Below are 16,999 nucleotides of genomic sequence, written 5' to 3'. Positions count from 1 at the left end.
GGCTTGCACACAGGTTGTCCACAGACGATTCATAAAGGAGCTACTCGCCCGCCTCTTTTCAACACAAAAGCACGGAGGCTGATCATCTTGCGGGCCGCGCGTTGCAAGAAAACCACGATCAAGTTTCGAAACGAAATGCGGGTTGCGCTCCAGGCGCGCACCCCAAGCCTCTGGACCGATTGAGAAAGGAAACGCGGGGCCCCGCTGAGTGCAGGGCAGAGGCGTCAGGGCTGTTTCTTCTGCGCCTTGGGGGACTCCGCCTTGGACGAAGGGGCTTTCGGCTCCGCGTTCGACTTCGCGTCCTTTGGGGACGAAGCGAGCGGGGACACCTTCTGACCGGGGGTCTCGCCCGTTGCGGTCGCGCTCTGCGAAGGCGGAGGCGCCGCAACCTCGATCGCGATCCCGAAGAGCTTCCAGTCTTTCTCGCTCCGCTCGAAGGCCAGGTCGAAGCTCACCCGCTCGGGAAGCGTTTCGAAATACCCCGAGAGCCTCAGATGGCCATTCGCCTGTATGGCCGGATGGCGCACGAGTTTGGGCTCGAAGAACAGAATGGGCGAGAGGTCCAGGTTCCGCCCTCGGACCTGCGCAAAGATCTCCGCGAGACGCGCCGGATTGTTGGCCTCCTGGAAGCCGGGCGCCGCGAGATCGCGAAGCACCGAGTAGTTGCCCGTGGCGTTCGCCTGGTTGAGGGCGATGATCGTGGTGCGGATCAAAAGGTTGAGCTTGTAGACATCAGGAACGCCGGACGCTGCGCCCACCTCGCCGCCCTGCCCTGAAGCCGCGCCAGCCTTGGGGTCCGTCGCGACTGTCGCTTCAGCAGCCGCCGGGGGTGGCGCACCCTTCCCCGCATCGCCGGCACCAGCCGCAGCTTCTGCCCACGCGAGAAAGCAAACGATGAGAAACGCCACGCCGCGTGTGAACATGCCCATTGAAGATCAAGAGGGGGCCCCCGAGACCCCAGCCAAGCCGCTCTCCTGCCTAGCACGGCCCTCGCACCGCAACAACAAAACCGCCCGGCTTGCCGGAACGCACCCGCAAATCCGTGACAGGGCGACGCCAGACCATTGATCCAAAACAGAGATCCAAGCGCGACGAGCGAATAAACAAGGGTCGGCCGCATAAGCGGACCGCAACACCGGAGCGTCGGAGCACCACCGCACCACGAGCGGCTCTCGCTCCACACCCGGGAGGCGTTCCCCGTTCCAGACAGGAGTATCGAGACATGACCAAGAAGATGAAGGCCGCAATCTTCGTCGAAAAGGGACGCATCGTGCTCGACGAGAAGCCGGTGCCGGACATCGGCCCAACCGACGCCCTGATCCGCATCACCACCACCACGATCTGCGGAACCGACGTTCACATCCTGAAAGGCGAATATCCCGTCGAAAAAGGGCTGACCATCGGCCATGAGCCGGTCGGCATCATCGAGAAGCTCGGCTCGGGCGTGCAAGGCTTCCGCGAAGGCCAGCGCGTCATCGCTGGCGCCATCACCCCTTCAGGCTGGAGCAACGCGTGCCTATGCGGCTGCGGCGCCCAGGACGGAGCGGGGACGAAACACGGCTGGAAGGCCATCGGCGGCTGGAAGTTCGGAAACACGATCGACGGGTGCCAGGCAGAATATCTGCGTGTTCCGGACGCCATGGCCAACCTCGCCGCGATCCGTGACGACGTGAAGGACGAGCAGGTCCTCATGTGCCCCGACATCATGTCCACGGGTTTTGCAGGCGCCGAGACCGGCCAGATCAGGATCGGCGACACCGTCGCCATTTTCGCTCAGGGTCCGATCGGTCTCTGCGCCACGGCTGGCGCGAAGCTGATGGGCGCCACCACCATCATCGCCGTCGATACCGTTCCTGCCCGCTTGGACATGGCAAAGCGCATGGGAGCCGACATCGTCATAGACTTCAAGAAGGAGAACCCGGTGGACGCCATCCTGCGCCACACCGACGGGCGCGGCGTCGACGTTTCGATCGAAGCTCTGGGCACCCAGGGAACCTTCGAATCCGCCCTCCGTGTCCTCCGCCCGGGCGGGGTGCTCTCGAGTGTCGGTGTGTACTCGTCCGATCTCAAGATCCCCGTGGACGCTCTCAACGCCGGCCTCGGTGACAAATCGATCCGCACCACGCTGTGCCCAGGGGGAAAGGAACGGATGCGGCGCATGATGGAGGTGGTCGCCTCCGGCCGCGTGGACCTGGGCGGTCTGGTCACCCATCGCTTTACTCTGGACCAGATTGAGGACGCCTATGATCTGTTCGCGAACCAGCGCGACGGGGTCTTGAAGGTTGCCGTAACACCGTAGCGGCCTCCCCGCAAAAACGTCCCGGATGAGACGAAGAGCGTGCTTTCGAAGAACGGAGGCGCGCTCTTTTTAGTTTGGTTTGAGGCGACCACACCGCGCGCCAAACGTGGCGCATACGCATCTTTATTTAAAAAGTAAAGATTTTACGTAGGGAACCACATTGGAAATGATTTCAAATTGCAAACGAGGGAATAAAAATATCATCGGATTGATATAAACCATCTGATTTCAAGCACACGATTAACACTCAATAAGCCATATCTGCGGCAATGTGGCGCTCGAAAAGAAAAATAATAAGTCATGTTAATCGAAGGTGAATCTCGTGCACATCGGAAGACGCACTTTCCTGAAAATGGCAACTGCGAGTTGCGCCTGTGGACTTTCCGGCTTCTCCGCTCACGCGGGAAACGAAAGCGCCCAATCACATGCTCCCGGAGCGGATCACAAATCCCATTGGTCCTACGAAGGTCAAACGGGACCCGCCCATTGGGGCGAGCTTTCTCCTGATTTCAAGGTGTGCCGCCTCGGATTGGAGCAGACGCCTATCGATCTCTCAGGGTCTTTGAAAGCCGATCTCGGATCGCTCGCGATCGATTATCACAACGTCCCGTTCAAGGTGCTGAACAACGGCCATACCATTCAGGCCGATTGCAGCACCGGATGCGCCTTCAGCATCGCTGACACGCGCTATGATCTCGCACAGTTTCATTTCCATCACCCAAGCGAGCATTTGCTGGATGGCAAAGCGTTCGACATGGAATTGCATTTGGTCCACAAGTCGGCCGACGGCGCTCTCGCTGTCATAGGCGTCTTCGTTGCATCCGGAAGCCACAACCCCGCGCTCGACAGCATCTTCTCGAGAATGCCGGCCAGCGAAGGTGCGGCCACCGTCGCGGATGTCGAGATCGACCCGTCGAGCCTGCTTCCCGCCGCGCGCAATCACTTCCGCTATGCCGGATCTCTCACCACGCCGCCTTGTTCGGAGGGACTGGTGTGGACCGTTTTCCGCGATCCTATCGAAGCCTCTCCGGCCCAGATTCAGAAATTCGCGGCTCTGTTCCCGAATAACGCGCGCCCCGTGCAGAGAAAGAACAATCGCTTCCTCATCGAAGCCAGCCCGTGAACCCCGCAGCCCGTACCCCCATTCAAGAGGATAAGGCAATGAACGCCCTCGCTACGGCCTTCAACAATCTCAAGGTCAACACCAAGATCGCTGCGGGATTTGCCGCAGTCCTGGCCATCTTGATCGTCGTGGCAGGGCTAAGCCTGAAAACGCTCGTCGCACTCGGGCATGAGTTCGAAACCTACGCACAGCGCGTGAAGGTGGTCGGCATCGCCCGCGATGTGGATCGTGAGTTTCTCGCGTTCCGCCGCCTCGTGAGGGAATTCTCGATCAACGGGCACGAAGAGGATCTCGAGAAGGCAAATGCGATCCGGCACAAGCTTTCGGCCGACATCGCCAAGGGGCTCGACGAAATCAAGAACCCCGAACGCCTTGCTAAGATGCGTGCCATCGGCAAGGACTTCGAGATCTACACCGCGAGCCTCGACAAACTGGCCCCGCTCCGTCGCGACCAGAAAACCCAGATCAAGGATGTGCTCGATCCGGCCGGCGAAACGCTCTACCGCAACATCAACGCCATGATCGAAAGCGGGGCCGGAAGCGGCAACGCCAACGTCGTGATCCTGGGCAATGAGGCGATGCAGCACCTGATGATCGCCCGGCTGAATGCGAACAAGCTGCTCGCCCGCCATGAGGAGAGCGCCAAGGAAGCCGCGGAGGGCGCTTTCCGAAACCTCGCGACCGTCATTGCGCAGATCGGCAAGCTCCACCTCGCGGAAGACGCACGAAAGGCTTACGACAACGTCGCCGCCACCACCCGCACGTACCAGGAAGCCTTTGCCGGCGCGGCCGAGGACTATCACGAGGTCGATACGCTCGTGAACGGAGAGATGCGCAAGATCGCCGAAGAGATTGCGACGCTTTCCAGCGATATCAAGGTGAGCGGCGTCGAGGAGGAGCACAAGCTGGAGCGCGAGACGCTCGATCTCATTTCGTCCTCCCAGCGCTCCGCCCTTGTCCTGTCGCTCGCGGGGCTGATCGGCGGCATCGTGCTCTCCTGGCTCATCGGCCGCGGCATCGCCAATCCCATTCGCGCCGTCTCGGCGGTGCTGCTCGAGCTCGCTAACGGCAACAAGTCCGTCGCGGTCCCCTTCACCGAGCGCAAGGACGAGGTCGGCGAGAACGCGCGTGCCGCTCGCATCTTCAAGGACAACCTGCTCAAGATCGAGCAGATGGAAATCGAGAGGCGCGATAACGAGCGCCGCGTGGCCGAACAGCGCAAGGCCGATATGCACAAGCTGGCCGACGAATTCCAGCGCGCAGTTGGCGGCATCGTCGACACCGTCTCCTCGGCATCCGCTCAGCTCGAGGTGGCCGCAGGCTCCCTCGCCCGCACGGCCGAAACCACGCAGTCGCTTTCGGGCTCCGTGGCCAGCGCCTCCGAGCAGACCTCGACCAACGTGCAGGGTGTGGCGGCCGCCTCCGAGCAGCTCTCCTCGACAGTCCAGGAAATCAGCCGGCAAGTTCAGGAGAGCAGCATCATCGCGTCTCAGGCCGTCCACCAGGCATCGAAAACCAACGACTGCGTCAGCGAGCTTTCCCACTCGGCAGATCGCATCGGCGACGTAATCGGCCTTATCAACACGATCGCAGGACAGACCAACCTGCTCGCCCTCAACGCCACCATCGAGGCGGCGCGAGCGGGTGACGCCGGCAAGGGATTTGCGGTCGTCGCACAGGAGGTCAAGGCGCTCGCCGCGCAAACCGCCAAGGCCACCAACGAGATCTCGTCTCAGATCTCCGACATGCAGACCGCGACCGGCGAAGCGGTCGGCGCGATCAAGGACATCACCGGCACCATCAACCGCATGTCCGAAATTGCGGGCGCCATCGCCGCGGCCGTGGAGCAGCAGGGCGCGACGACCAAGGAAATCAGCCGCAACGTGCTCGAAGCGGCCAAGGGAACCTCGGAAGTCGCGACTAGCATCACGGACGTGAGCAAGGGCGCCTTCGAGACGGGCAGCGCCTCCTCGCAGGTTCTCTCGTCCGCCAAGCAGCTTTCGAGCGAAAGCGGCAGCTTGCGCGATGCCGTGAGATCGTTCCTCGCGACCGTGCGGGCCGCATAAGTACAGACGGGCGGAATGGAAAGCGCCCCGTCACCAGAAAAGGGAGCGAGCGCCTAGCGGCCTCGCTCCAATTCGTCTTCAGCAACCGCAAGCACCTCGGCCTTGGCCTGGAAGGATGTGCAGAGCAATCCCAGATCGCACTCCTTCACCGGCAATCCGATGCACTTGCAGAAGAAGTTGACGTGAACGTTGTTGCCCTCGGCTTTCAATCGCCGGATCAGCAGGAAGATGCAATCGCGGCAGCTCCCAACCGCCTGACGCCGCGTCTCGCCGCCGAGCTGCCCAACGAGCCGCCTCAGAATATCGCGCAGCAGCTCCTGCTTCTGGTCGCTCAGATGGTCGATATCGTTGAAAATCGACGCCAGCGGGTCTTCGGCCAGCCGCTTTTGCGCCTTCTCCGTCGCGGTGAGAATAGAGCTGCGGCCGTCGTAGGGAGACTTCTCTCTCCTGAGGTAGCCGCGATGCTCGAGCGCTTTGATGGTCTGCGAAGCCGTACCGCGCGTTGTCGCCTGATAGGCGGCGAGGCCCGAGAGTGTGCGGCTGAACACATTGGCTCTCGAAAAGAAGCGCAGCGCGAGCCACTGCGCCGACGTTAACCGGTCACCCTCGCGCTCTGCAAGCATACCCCTGCTGAGCTGCAGAAGCAGTTCCCCGATCTCAAGCGCCAGCATACAGCCCCCGCCAAAAAGAAGCTGGAATATCAGTATGCAAACTCATTTAGTCAAGTTGACGAGTGCGGATAGTTTTAGTTCGCAACCAGATGGTGCCATCGCAGACAAACATAGGGTTTTTGCCATCCTCAACGGCGTAAAAAGCCCCCTTCGGTTAACCGGCCCCTCACTTCCGCTGGGCGAACATGTCGCAGTCTACAGCAGGGGAACCGGCGCGATGGAAAACCTTATCTCAACCGCTGGCTCGGTTCGCCCCCAGGCAACCTGCGGCCCTGAGCGCCCCAATGCAGAGACGGTCGTCAATCTGGCGACCGCCGTTTTCAACTCGACCCAGGAAGCCATCGTCGTCACGGACACGAGCGGCATCGTCGTCGCCGTCAATCCTGCGTTCACCTCCATCACCGGCTATGCCGCTCTCGAGATCGTCGGCAAGAGCATGCGAACGCTTCAGTCGGGCCGGCAGAACCGTGCGTTCTACCGCGACATGTGGCACCGCGTGAGCCAATCGGGATACTGGCAAGGCGAAATCTGGAACCGCCGCAAGAATGGCGAGGTCTATCCGGCGCTCCTCACCATCAGCAGCGTGCGCAACAGAGAGGGGCGGATCACGCACTTCATCGGCAGCAGCGCCGACCTCAGCCGCATCAAGAAATCCGAACTGAAGCTGGACCACTTCGCCCACCACGATGAGCTGACGGGCCTTCCCAATCGCCGTCTCCTGAGCGCGAAGCTGGATCAAGCGCTCGAACGGGTGCGGGTCAACGGGGGCATGGGCGCAGTCGTGTTCGTCGATCTCGATCGCTTCAAGCTCGTCAACGACAGCCTCGGCCACGGAGCGGGTGACGAGCTGCTCACGCTGGTGACGCAGAGGCTCCGCTCGGCCCTCAGGATGAACGATTTCCTGGCCCGCTTCGGCGGCGACGAGTTCATCGTGCTCCTGGAGCACACCACCGAGGAGGCAACGCGCATTCTCGCCGCAAGGCTCATAGCCAGCCTGGGCGAGCCGTTCGTCCTTTCCTCCGGAGAGGAGATCTATATTGGCGCAAGCGCCGGCATCAGCTTCTTCCCCCACGACAGCGGCACGCCCGAGCAACTCCTCCAACATGCCGACACCGCGCTCTATCAGGCAAAATCGGCTGGTAAATCGACATACCGCCTGTACTCGTCAGACCTCACGGCCGTCGCAAACTCCCGCCTCGCGCTCAATGCGCAACTCCGCCACGCGCTCAGCAGGAACGAATTCGTTCTCCATTTCCAGCCGCTCGTCTCGCTCGCCGACAAGCGCATTTTCGGCTTCGAGGCTCTCATTCGCTGGCAGGAACCGGTACGAGGCATGATTCCGCCTGCGGAATTCCTCCCCGTTGCCGAGGAGACCGGCCTCATCGTACCCATCGGCCAGTGGGTGCTGCAGCAGGCGTGCGCGCAGATGAAAGCCTGGCGCGACCAAGGTCTCGCACTCACCTCCATGGCCGTGAACATCTCCGCGCGTCAATTCCACCATCCCGACTTCGCGGCCTCGGTCGCAAACGCGCTCCAGCAGACGGGGCTTGCCGGTGAGCACATCGAGCTCGAAATCACCGAGGGCACGCTGATGGGCAACGACCGCGCGACGCTGGCCACACTCCACGCCTTGAAGGCGACAGGCGTGAGGCTCGCGGTGGATGACTTCGGAACCGGCTACTCCTCGCTCGCCTATCTGAAGAAGCTTCCCGTCGACAAGCTCAAGATCGACCGCAGCTTCGTGACCGACATCGCCACAGACCCGGCGTCTGCCGCGATCGTGAGGGCCATCATCGGCCTCGCCCGCTGCCTCCGCCTCGAGGTTCTGGCCGAAGGCATCCAAAACGAGCGGCAGCGCGAGATGCTGTTCGAGAGCGGCTGTGAGCAAGGCCAGGGCTATCTCTTCGCCCGTCCCGTTCCACGGGAAGGCGTGCACGAGCTAGCAGGCCTCATCCACGATCCGCTCACGGCTCTTCGGGGAAGCGGCATCCAGATCCTCCGCAACCTGAGGATGAATGGATTGGATTCGAAATGACATGCTCCGATCGGCATCGGGATCGGGCCAGCTCGCCGTGGATCACGAGAGCGGCGGGCCTTGCCCCATCGGAACCCGCACCCCAAACATGCGTTGACAGGATAGACCTTCGCCAAGACGGCGAAAGGCGTCACATTCCTCAGCGGGCGAAGCAATGGCCGATGTAATCGCATTCCCCCAACGAATGGCCAGGGACGGCACAGAGCCGTTGGAGCGATCGATCGAAGCCGCGCTCGCCTCCTATCTCGACCTCAGCGCCAACATCGAACGCGTTATCACGGATCTGGAAAAAAGCATCGTCGCTCTCTCCGCAAACACCCCTGAAGCAGCGACCTCAACGAGACAATCAAACAGCGGGCCGGAGTTGCTCGAGCAGTTGACCAACGCCCGCAGGATGCTCGAAGCCACCAGAGCCGAGATCGAGAGCCTGAAGCCCCTGTCGTCCCCCTAGGTATCGAGGAAAGCGCGACGAGGGAGCCTCAATCGGCGGTACCGGTCAGGAAAATGAAGCCGGAGTATCCACTCCGGATCTCCCGGTCGACGATCCCGATCAGCTCCGCACGCACATTGCTCGCATGATGGCGGAACACGCCCTCGATCGTCTCCGGAGAAAGCTTGAGAACAGGAAACGGCCTGTCCGCGACCACATAGCCCTCCGAGCGCACGAGGAAAGCCGCGGCAAGCGTGCCGCCCTTTCGCACCGAGCGTGCATAAGCGGCGCAGGCGGCTTCGAACTCGTCCTGGCGCCCGGTGATCGATTCCGCGCAGAAGAACATCGTCGCGGCATCCCACGACTGCCGCGGCAGATCGAAGATCGAGCCCTGCGTGACGACGCACATCTCGCGCAACGCCGGAATGGGATTGTCAGGCAACTGCCATTCCGGGCCGTAGGCATCCCGCGTCACGCCCCAGAAGTGCTGCCACTGCGGACGCATGGCATCGCGAGACAGCTCCTCCTTGAGCCAGGCGACGTTGGTTTCCGCATACTCCCAAGCGGTCAGGCGGCGCGCACGCGGCAGCGCGCAGAAGAACGGAATGAGGTTCGGACCGGTCCCCACATCGACGATATCGAGCTTTTCATCGGTAGGCAGCGCGCCCTTCAGCGCCTCCACCGCGACGCGAATGACGAGATCGTCATCCGGGTGTGGCTCGCCGTAGTAGTGCTGGAAGTAGGCCTCGGAATCGAATTTCGCCCACTGATAGTCGGCGTTGCCGGCTCCGCTCGCCCCGCCCGTCTCGTCATTGTCGACCATCGCTCCGCCCCTAGCCTCTACCGGCACGCCAGCACCCCTCGCCGCAGCGTGTGCGCCAGGCAGCAAAATGAGCATATCCGATCCATCGGATCAGCCTCACTCTGCTGCCGCGTGATCGCCAGCGGACAAAGACAGAGCTTACCGCGCTTGAAAAATCAAGCTGTCGCGCTCTCGGGAGAGGGCAGCTTGGCAGGCTCACCGATCGGCGCCATATGGCGAGGCTCGAACTGCTCGATCAACGGGCCGAGCTGGCTCGCTTCGACGGGCTTCGAGAAATAGTAGCCCTGAAGCTCCGTGCAGCCGAAATGGCTCATCATCAGCGCTTCGTATTCCGTCTCCACGCCTTCCGCCACGATCTGCATGCCGAGCCCGCGGCCGAGCGACACCACCGACTGCACGATCGTGCGCGAGGTCAGCGCATTGGAGACGTTGGTGACGAACGAGCGATCGATCTTGATCTTGTCGAACTTGAAATTGCAGAGGTAGGCCAAGCTCGAGTAGCCCGTTCCGAAGTCGTCGAGCGCGGTCCGGAAGCCCATGGCCTGGATCGCGTTCAGCACGGACTTCGTGTGCTCGGTCGCCTCCAGAAGAACGCCTTCCGTTATTTCCAGCACGAAGCGCTTCGGCGCCACGCCATGCTCGGCGGTGAGACGCCTCAAGACGGCTTCGAGATCAGTTTGCGAGAACTGGACCGGCGAAAGGTTGACCGCGATCTCGAGCTGCGGCCACTGCTTCGCATCTCGCATCGCGCGCTCGATCATCCACGTTCCGAGCGAAGCCATGAGACCCGAGGTCTCCGCAATGGGAATGAAGGTTCCAGGCGAGATCGGCCCCCGCGTCGGATGGTTCCAGCGCAGCAGAGCCTCCGCGCCGACGATGGCGCCCGTCCGGCAGGAGATGATGGGCTGGTAATGAACCGCCAGTTCCTCCCGCTCGATGGCCGTCCGCAGGTCGACCTCGATCGAGCGGCGCGCTTCCACTTGCTGGGCCATTTCGGCCGAGAAGGAGACGGCGCGGTTGCGCCCGAGATTCTTGGCCTCGTAAAGGGCAATATCGGCGTGGCGGAGCAACTCGTCCGCAGATCGGCCATGCTCGGGGGCCATCGAGATGCCGACCGAGGCGGTCACCTGAAGGATCTGTCCGTCGAGCGCAAACGGCTCCTCGAACGCCGAGGCGATCCGCTGCGCCAGAAGCTGGTCTGCCTCGGGATCGGTCGAAAGACACAGCACCGCGAATTCATCGCCGCCGAAGCGGGCAAGGAAATCGTCAGAGCGCAAGCGCGCCGTAAGCCGCTTGGCGACCGATTTGATCAGCTTGTCGCCAGCCTCGTGGCCGAGCGTGTCGTTGATGTCCTTGAACCGGTCGATGTCCACGTAAGCCGCGATCGCCCGCAGGCCCCGAACACCGAGGTCGGCCGCGCTGAGCCGCGCCTCCACCTCGTCGACCATATGTTGCCGGTTGGGAAGCCCCGAAAGAGCGTCGTGGCGCGAGGCATGGCGCGCCTTCGCCTCGCGCTGCGTCAACTCGTCGGACGCGCGCCGCAGCCGGCGGAACATGTTGTTGGACAGGAACCCGGTAGCGAACACACCACAGGCCACCAAGGGCAGAATGATGGTGATCAGCACATGACCCGGCCGCCGGCCGACCCATGACAGGTAGCCGAGCTGCACATTGTCATCGCCGATAAAGGGCTGAGACAGCACGCCGCTCGCATGCACCGGCTCGGGCGTGAGCGCCAGGCGCGACAATAGAAGCGATCGGGCGATCTTCGACACGAAGTTCTCATCGATGTAGATCACACTGACGAGAAGCTTGGGCGTGCCCGTCAGCACCGACATATCGACGTTGGGCACGATCGTGATGGCCGTCACCACGGCCGGACGGCCGGCGACGGAAATGATGTGACCCGCCCAACGCGCCCGCTGCACGGCACCCGCGAGGATCCGGTAGTTGGTCTGAGCCTGTCCGAATTCGTCCGGACGCTCTTTTAGATTGGAAATCTTGCCGAGGCGCGCCTCGTTGATGACCGGCGAGACGTCCCCGCGCCGCTTCTCGAAGATGCCAGGCTCCGTACGCTGCGCATCCGTATAGGCATAGATGGGCTTGTCCTGGCCATCGAGGATGTAGACCTCGTCATGACCATAAGTCTCGGTCAGGAAGATTCCGAAATTCGCATCGGTGAACTCGAGATCGATGGATTCGTCGGTGATCTTCAGTACCGCATCGTCCCACCAGGCGACGCTCTTCTGCCCGTCGAGCACGTTGGCAATGCTCTGATTGAGCGCATTCTCGAGCAGAGTACGCTCTCTGTCAGTTGCAGTTTGATTTGCCGACCAACCTGCAAATGCAATAACTGCGAGCAAAAGCAGACCAAAGAACGTAATTACCGCCCGAATAACTTTCGTCAGCCGGCGGAGATCGCCTTCATACAGGCCGGTTGTATCTCCCAACAACATTAGTTTGCGGGTCCTTTGGCACTCTACGCCGTCATCATCCCCGTCAACGCCTAAGTCATTGTTTAATGAGGGGGACTCGCGCGCCTTCTCTCAAATCATCGTGAATGGACGGTTTATTTTCGTGCCATATTGACCATAATCGGCGTGTTAACTATTTTACCATTGCTTTCCGGGAATTAACGCTTTATTAAGGCTTGAAACAAGGGCGTTTCGGCCCGCGAGTTGTAGTTGCGTAAAACAAGAGTTTCGAGCCCATTATGGAAGCCCCTCTCGTAATTCGCACACGCGCAGACAGCGACGAATTAAGAAAAGCCGCCTTATCGATAGAACAAGCCGCGTGGAGCGAGTTGGGTTATCTCAACTACACACGCGCACACTTCGAACTCTACACCGATCTTCTCACGCAATACGCGGACTACCAGCTTTGCCTGGTGAACGAGGAAACGAACTATCCCGTCGCCGTGGCGAACTGCGTCCCCCTCACCTGCTCCGGCCCCGATGATCTGCCGCCGGAAGGATGGGACTGGCTTGTAGAGACAGCTGCCCGTCCCAAGGCGCCGCACAAAATGCTCGGCGCTCTCGCCATCTCGGTCCCCGCCATTCACCGGTCCAAGGGCTACGCGCGCATAATGATCCGTGCCCTGCTCGATTTGGCCGAATCCAAGGGACTCCACGGCCTCGTCGCTCCGGTTCGCCCCTCGGCAAAAGCCCATCATCCCTGGGTCTCGATCGACGACTACATCACCTGGACCGATGGTGAAGGACGCATCTACGATCCCTGGCTTCGCAGCCACCTCTCGTCCGGCGGCAAGCTCGTAGGACCCTGCGAGCGCTCCATGGTCGTCCACGAGCCGCTCGATTTCTGGGAAACCTGGTCGAGGCAGACCTACGACCGCACTGGCTCCTACGCCCTGGATGGCGCCCTCGTTCCCGTCGAGATCGACGTCGAGCGCCGCTTCGGCCGCTACGAGGAGCCGAACGTCTGGGTCAGCTACACCTGCTGAGCCAGGACGCTGAAACGACGAGATCGCTCACCTATCAGCGCGCTCTGCGCCCTGCCCGGCACCACCGCCGTTCCACGCCCTCCGTATCGCGTACGGAGGGCGTTTCCGTTTGCCCGCGACAGGGCGCACGGGAGCCTGCCCGTCCAGCAGAAGACCCTCCCCACAATCCGCCCCAGTACGTGCGGTTCTGTCACGATGCGGTGTTGCACGTTGTCCATATTCAGTGTCTTTTGGTGCCGCTGCTTCGTTCGTGGACGGCTGACGATCCCGCACTGCGAAAGAACACCTACGATTTTCGAGTTGGATCGCTGAATCAAAGCACTGATGAGCATCAGGCACCCGAGCAGGGGCGGGTCCGCGATGCGCCGAAAACCCGAGGGATACCGATGAAGCCTCAACGTCCGGGCCTGCTGTCTCGCCTAATTCCGGTGCTCGCCGCCCCGCTTTTCCTGGTTTGCGCCACCGCCACGCCGAGCGCTGCCGATCCCACGTTCGAGCCGCTGATCGGATCCTGGGGCGGGAGCGGAACCTACAAGCTCCAGGACGGCACCTCGGAAAAGCTCAAATGCGATGCCTACTATACTGGAAGCGGTTCCCAGCTCGGGATCGCCGTCCGGTGCTCGGGGCAGACCAACAAGATCGAGATGCGGTCCAAGCTGAGCGCCAACGGCACATCGCTGAGCGGCAACTGGGAAGAGCGGACCTACAATGCCGAAGGCGCGGTGACGGGCAAGCTCACGGACACGAAGCTTTCGCTCGCCATCGCCGGCAGCGTGGCGGGAACCATGACAATCACCTATGATCGCGCGAAGCAGAACGTGGCCATCGCGACCCAGGGCATCCCGCTCAAGAGCGTCACGGTGAGCCTCTCGCGAAAGTGACGCGGCTGCGTGAAGGCTCCCCAAGGAGGTGAAGGTCAGATGGGTTCGCCGCCCTCGCTAGTCGCACGGCCCGGATCGGGAAGGATCGAGCTGACGGCCGAAGGATCCTGGACCGTCGCCAACGCCCGCAATCTCGATGGGCTGATCGACGAGACGGTGCGCACGACGCCCCCCGACCAGCCGATCGCCGTCAATATGCACGGCATCACCAGCCTGGACACCTACGGCGCCTGGCTGATCGAGCGCCTGATACGAGCCCGTGAGGCCCTTCCCGGCCGCGCGACGCTCTACGGGCTGCCCGAGCGCTATCATTCACTCTACGAGCAGGTTCAGCGCTCCGAGCGCAAGCCGGCATCTCCTCCTAAGCACGCGTTCAGCATCCCCGCGAAAATCGAATGGCTCGGCCGCGCGACTGCGGGCATCGGCCGGGAGCTGACGGCATTTGCCGCCATGCTGGGTGCCTTGGTGGTATCGCTGGGTCGCGTGATCGCGAACCCCAGGAGCTTCCGCCTCACGTCCACCCTTCACCACCTCGACCGCGTCGGCTGGCAGGCCGTGCCGATCATGGTGCTGATCACCTTCCTCATCGGCTGCATCATCGCCCAGCAGGGCTTTTTCCATTTCCGCAAGTTCGGCGCCGATGCCTATGTCGTCGACATGGTCGGCATCCTGATCCTGCGCGAGATCGGCGTGCTGATCGTCGCCATCATGATGGCCGGCCGTTCGGGAAGCGCCTACACGGCCGAGCTCGGCTCCATGAAGATGCGCGAGGAGATCGACGCGCTGCGCACCATGGGCCGCGATCCCATGGACGTGCTGATCCTGCCGCGCGTGGTGGCGCTCGTCATCGCGCTGCCCATCCTGACGTTCATCGGCTCCATGGCCGCGCTCTATGGCGGCGGCGTGGTCGCATGGCTCTACGGCGGAATGAGCCCCGACATCTACATCGAACGGCTGAGGGAAGCGGTGTCGCTGACCCATTTCGAGGTCGGCATGATCAAGGCCCCGTTCATGGCGCTCGTGATCGGCGTCGTGGCCTGCGCGCAGGGCCTTGCGGTCAAGGGAAGCGCGGAGTCGCTCGGCCGCGAGACCACGGCCTCCGTCGTCAAGTCGATCTTCCTTGTCATCGTTCTCGACGGCCTCTTCGCTGTCTTCTTCGCTTCTGTCGACATGTAGGGCCCATGACCGGAGACAACGTCATCGAGGTGCGGGATCTGGTCGTTGCCCTCGGCAACCGGACCATCCTCGACGGCGTCACCTTCCAGGTGCGCCGCGGCGAAGTGTTTGGCTTCGTCGGCGGATCGGGCAGCGGAAAATCCGTTCTGCTGCGCACCATCATCGGGCTCCTGCCACGCCGCTCCGGCTCCATCGAGGTTCTGGGAACCCGCCTCGACACCGCGACGGACGCGGAGCGCCGCCAGATCGAGCGCCGCTGGGGCATCCTGTTCCAGCAGGGCGCCTTGTTTTCCTCGCTCACCGCGCTGCAGAACGTCCAGTTCCCGATGGTCGAATACCTGGATCTGCCGCAACGCCTCATGGACGAGATGGCCGCCACCAAACTTGAGATGGTGGGGCTTCGCAAAGCCGATCACCACAAGCTTCCCTCGGAGCTTTCCGGCGGCATGACAAAGCGCGTGGCGCTGGCCCGTGCCCTCGCCCTCGATCCCGAGCTGGTGTTCCTGGACGAGCCGACCTCCGGCCTCGATCCGATCGCGGCAGGCGATTTCGATGCGTTGATCCGCACCCTGCAACGCACCCTCGGTCTCACCGTCTTCATGATCACCCACGACCTCGAAAGCCTGAAAACGATCTGCGACCGTGTCGGCGCGCTTGCCGATGGACGCGTCGTGGCGACGGGCTCGATCGACACCATGCTTCAGTCCGAGCATCCGTGGGTGAGAGAGTATTTCCGGGGCCGGCGCGCGACGGCCCTCTTCTCACGTCCCGATCACGGCACTGCCGGATCTCCGCGGTCAGAGGCATGAGCCATGACCTATGAGCAAAAACACTGAGCCTTGAGGCCCGAAACATGGAAACGTCGGCACGCTACACCCTGATCGGCTCCTTTGTGCTCGCTGTCACGCTGGCCGTGTTCGCCTTCGTCTACTGGCTGAACAACTCCGGCGGGCTCATCAACCGGCAGAGCTATCAGGTGCGCTTCCAGAGCTCCGTCTCCGGCCTGCTGACCGGCTCGAACGTGCTGTTCAACGGCATCCGCGTCGGGGAGGTCACCAACATTACCCTGAGCCCTGATGCCCCGAAGGAGGTGCTCGTCACCATCGCGGTCGCCCCGGACACGCCCATCCGGGCCGATACCGTGGTGAATGTCGATTTCCAGGGGCTCACCGGTGCACCGGTCATCGAGCTGACGGGCGGCGCCACCGGCGCGCAGCCGGTCGCAGCAGCGCCGGGCGAGATTCCGCTGCTGACCGCAAGCGAGGAAAGCACCCAGAGCTTGTCGCAATCCGCGCGCGCAACGCTCAACCGTCTCGACAAGGTGATCGACGACAACAGCGCCGCCTTGCATGACGCCATCGCCGGCATCAGCACGTTTGCGGGCGTTCTGTCGCGCAACTCGGAGCGCATCGATGGCATCCTCGCCGGTTTGGAGCGCTTCGCGGGTGGCGCGAAAGCGAAGCCGGGCATCTACACGCTTACTGCGGTCAAAGGGACCTCGGTCTGCAAGGAGGCCTCCCTGCCCCAGCTCGTGATCCCGGAACCCGCAGCGCCCATGGCGTTCAACTCGGACAAGGTGATCGTCGTCGGCGATCCGCCGGAAAACGCGCCCTTCGAGAAGGCTCAATTCACCGATAACATCCCCTCGGTCGTCCAGTCGAAGATGGTCGAGAGCTTCGAGAAATCGGGATGCTTCTCCGCCGTCACGCGCCCGCTCGACAGCCTGGAGCCGTCGGATCAGCTGCAGACCGAGATCCGCCAGTTCGCCATCACGATGGCGCCGAAACCGGCAGCCGACGTCGAGATCTCCGTGAAGATGCTGAGCGCGGGCGGAAAGATCACGGGCTCGAAGGTGTTCCACGAGCAGGTGCCGCTGGGATCGGTCGATGCGCCCGGCGCCGTCGCGGCACTCGACACGGCATTCGGAAAGATCGTGACGAACGTTGTGCCCTGGGTGACCAAGCTGCCGCGCGAAGCAGCCGCGCCCAAGGAAGCCGAGCCGGAGATCGACGTGCCGGAGCCCCCGGCTCCCTGA

14 protein-coding genes are annotated in these 16,999 nt (G+C 62.4%); 10 read left to right on the top strand and 4 right to left on the bottom strand.

Annotated features, from left to right (window positions below; all coding sequences use genetic code 11):
• Positions 1-224 precede the first annotated feature (224 nt).
• Positions 225-929, bottom strand: a complete 705-nt coding sequence (locus tag PE058_RS11390; protein WP_271028432.1) for a hypothetical protein — start codon at positions 927-929, stop codon at positions 225-227.
• 293 nt (positions 930-1,222) lie between these two features.
• Between PE058_RS11390 and PE058_RS11385 the strand changes: the two genes are divergently transcribed.
• From PE058_RS11385 to PE058_RS11375, 3 genes are all read left to right on the top strand, one after another.
• Positions 1,223-2,299, top strand: coding sequence for an NAD(P)-dependent alcohol dehydrogenase (locus tag PE058_RS11385; RefSeq protein ID WP_271028431.1), 1,077 nt, complete (start codon positions 1,223-1,225; stop codon positions 2,297-2,299).
• A 352-nt stretch (positions 2,300-2,651) separates the two neighbouring features.
• Positions 2,652-3,422 (top strand): carbonic anhydrase, encoded by a 771-nt coding sequence (locus PE058_RS11380; RefSeq protein WP_198011249.1) that lies wholly within the window; start codon positions 2,652-2,654, stop codon positions 3,420-3,422.
• Between the two features lie 38 nt (positions 3,423-3,460).
• The gene (locus PE058_RS11375) at positions 3,461-5,488 is read left to right on the top strand and encodes a HAMP domain-containing methyl-accepting chemotaxis protein (protein WP_271028430.1); all 2,028 of its coding nucleotides are present in this window, start codon (positions 3,461-3,463) and stop codon (positions 5,486-5,488) included.
• Between the two features lie 53 nt (positions 5,489-5,541).
• Here PE058_RS11375 and PE058_RS11370 read toward each other — a convergent pair whose 3' ends face one another.
• Complete coding sequence (locus PE058_RS11370; RefSeq protein WP_271028429.1) at positions 5,542-6,159, bottom strand: MarR family winged helix-turn-helix transcriptional regulator; 618 nt, start codon at positions 6,157-6,159, stop codon at positions 5,542-5,544.
• A 217-nt stretch (positions 6,160-6,376) separates the two neighbouring features.
• On the opposite strand from PE058_RS11370, the gene PE058_RS11365 reads away from it, so the two are divergent.
• Together PE058_RS11365 and PE058_RS11360 are read left to right on the top strand one after the other, a co-directional pair.
• Positions 6,377-8,194 (top strand): putative bifunctional diguanylate cyclase/phosphodiesterase, encoded by a 1,818-nt coding sequence (locus PE058_RS11365; protein WP_020087844.1) that lies wholly within the window; start codon positions 6,377-6,379, stop codon positions 8,192-8,194.
• A 154-nt stretch (positions 8,195-8,348) separates the two neighbouring features.
• Positions 8,349-8,645: a hypothetical protein gene (locus PE058_RS11360; protein WP_271028428.1), complete on the top strand. Its 297-nt coding sequence runs from the start codon at positions 8,349-8,351 to the stop codon at positions 8,643-8,645.
• A gap of 28 nt (positions 8,646-8,673) precedes the next feature.
• Here the strand turns inward: PE058_RS11360 and PE058_RS11355 are convergent, their stop codons facing one another.
• Positions 8,674-9,447 carry a hypothetical protein gene (locus PE058_RS11355; RefSeq protein WP_271028427.1) on the bottom strand — a complete coding sequence of 258 codons (774 nt, stop codon included), beginning with the start codon at positions 9,445-9,447 and terminating at the stop codon, positions 8,674-8,676.
• Positions 9,448-9,602: 155 nt separating this feature from the next.
• Positions 9,603-11,903, bottom strand: a complete 2,301-nt coding sequence (locus PE058_RS11350) for a bifunctional diguanylate cyclase/phosphodiesterase (RefSeq protein ID WP_271028426.1) — start codon at positions 11,901-11,903, stop codon at positions 9,603-9,605.
• Positions 11,904-12,250: 347 nt separating this feature from the next.
• On the opposite strand from PE058_RS11350, the gene PE058_RS11345 reads away from it, so the two are divergent.
• The 5 genes from PE058_RS11345 to PE058_RS11325 all read left to right on the top strand — a co-directional run bounded on the left by PE058_RS11345 (position 12,251) and on the right by PE058_RS11325 (position 16,999).
• Positions 12,251-12,907, top strand: a complete 657-nt coding sequence (locus PE058_RS11345) for a transferase (protein ID WP_271028425.1) — start codon at positions 12,251-12,253, stop codon at positions 12,905-12,907.
• Between the two features lie 386 nt (positions 12,908-13,293).
• Positions 13,294-13,788 (top strand): hypothetical protein, encoded by a 495-nt coding sequence (locus PE058_RS11340; protein WP_020087849.1) that lies wholly within the window; start codon positions 13,294-13,296, stop codon positions 13,786-13,788.
• Positions 13,789-13,827: 39 nt separating this feature from the next.
• A complete protein-coding gene (locus tag PE058_RS11335; protein ID WP_271028424.1) occupies positions 13,828-14,964 on the top strand; it encodes an MlaE family ABC transporter permease in 1,137 nt (378 codons plus the stop codon).
• A gap of 5 nt (positions 14,965-14,969) precedes the next feature.
• Positions 14,970-15,773, top strand: a complete 804-nt coding sequence (locus tag PE058_RS11330) for an ABC transporter ATP-binding protein (protein ID WP_020087851.1) — start codon at positions 14,970-14,972, stop codon at positions 15,771-15,773.
• Between the two features lie 44 nt (positions 15,774-15,817).
• Positions 15,818-16,999, top strand: coding sequence for an ABC-type transport auxiliary lipoprotein family protein (locus PE058_RS11325; RefSeq protein WP_271028423.1), 1,182 nt, complete (start codon positions 15,818-15,820; stop codon positions 16,997-16,999).

Origin of the sequence: Hyphomicrobium sp. DMF-1, assembly GCF_027886585.1 — a bacterium.
GTDB classification, from domain to species: Bacteria; Pseudomonadota; Alphaproteobacteria; order Rhizobiales; family Hyphomicrobiaceae; genus Hyphomicrobium_C; species Hyphomicrobium_C zavarzinii.
Note: the sequence above shows the minus strand (reverse complement) of the source record. Positions and strands in the feature narration are given on the sequence as shown.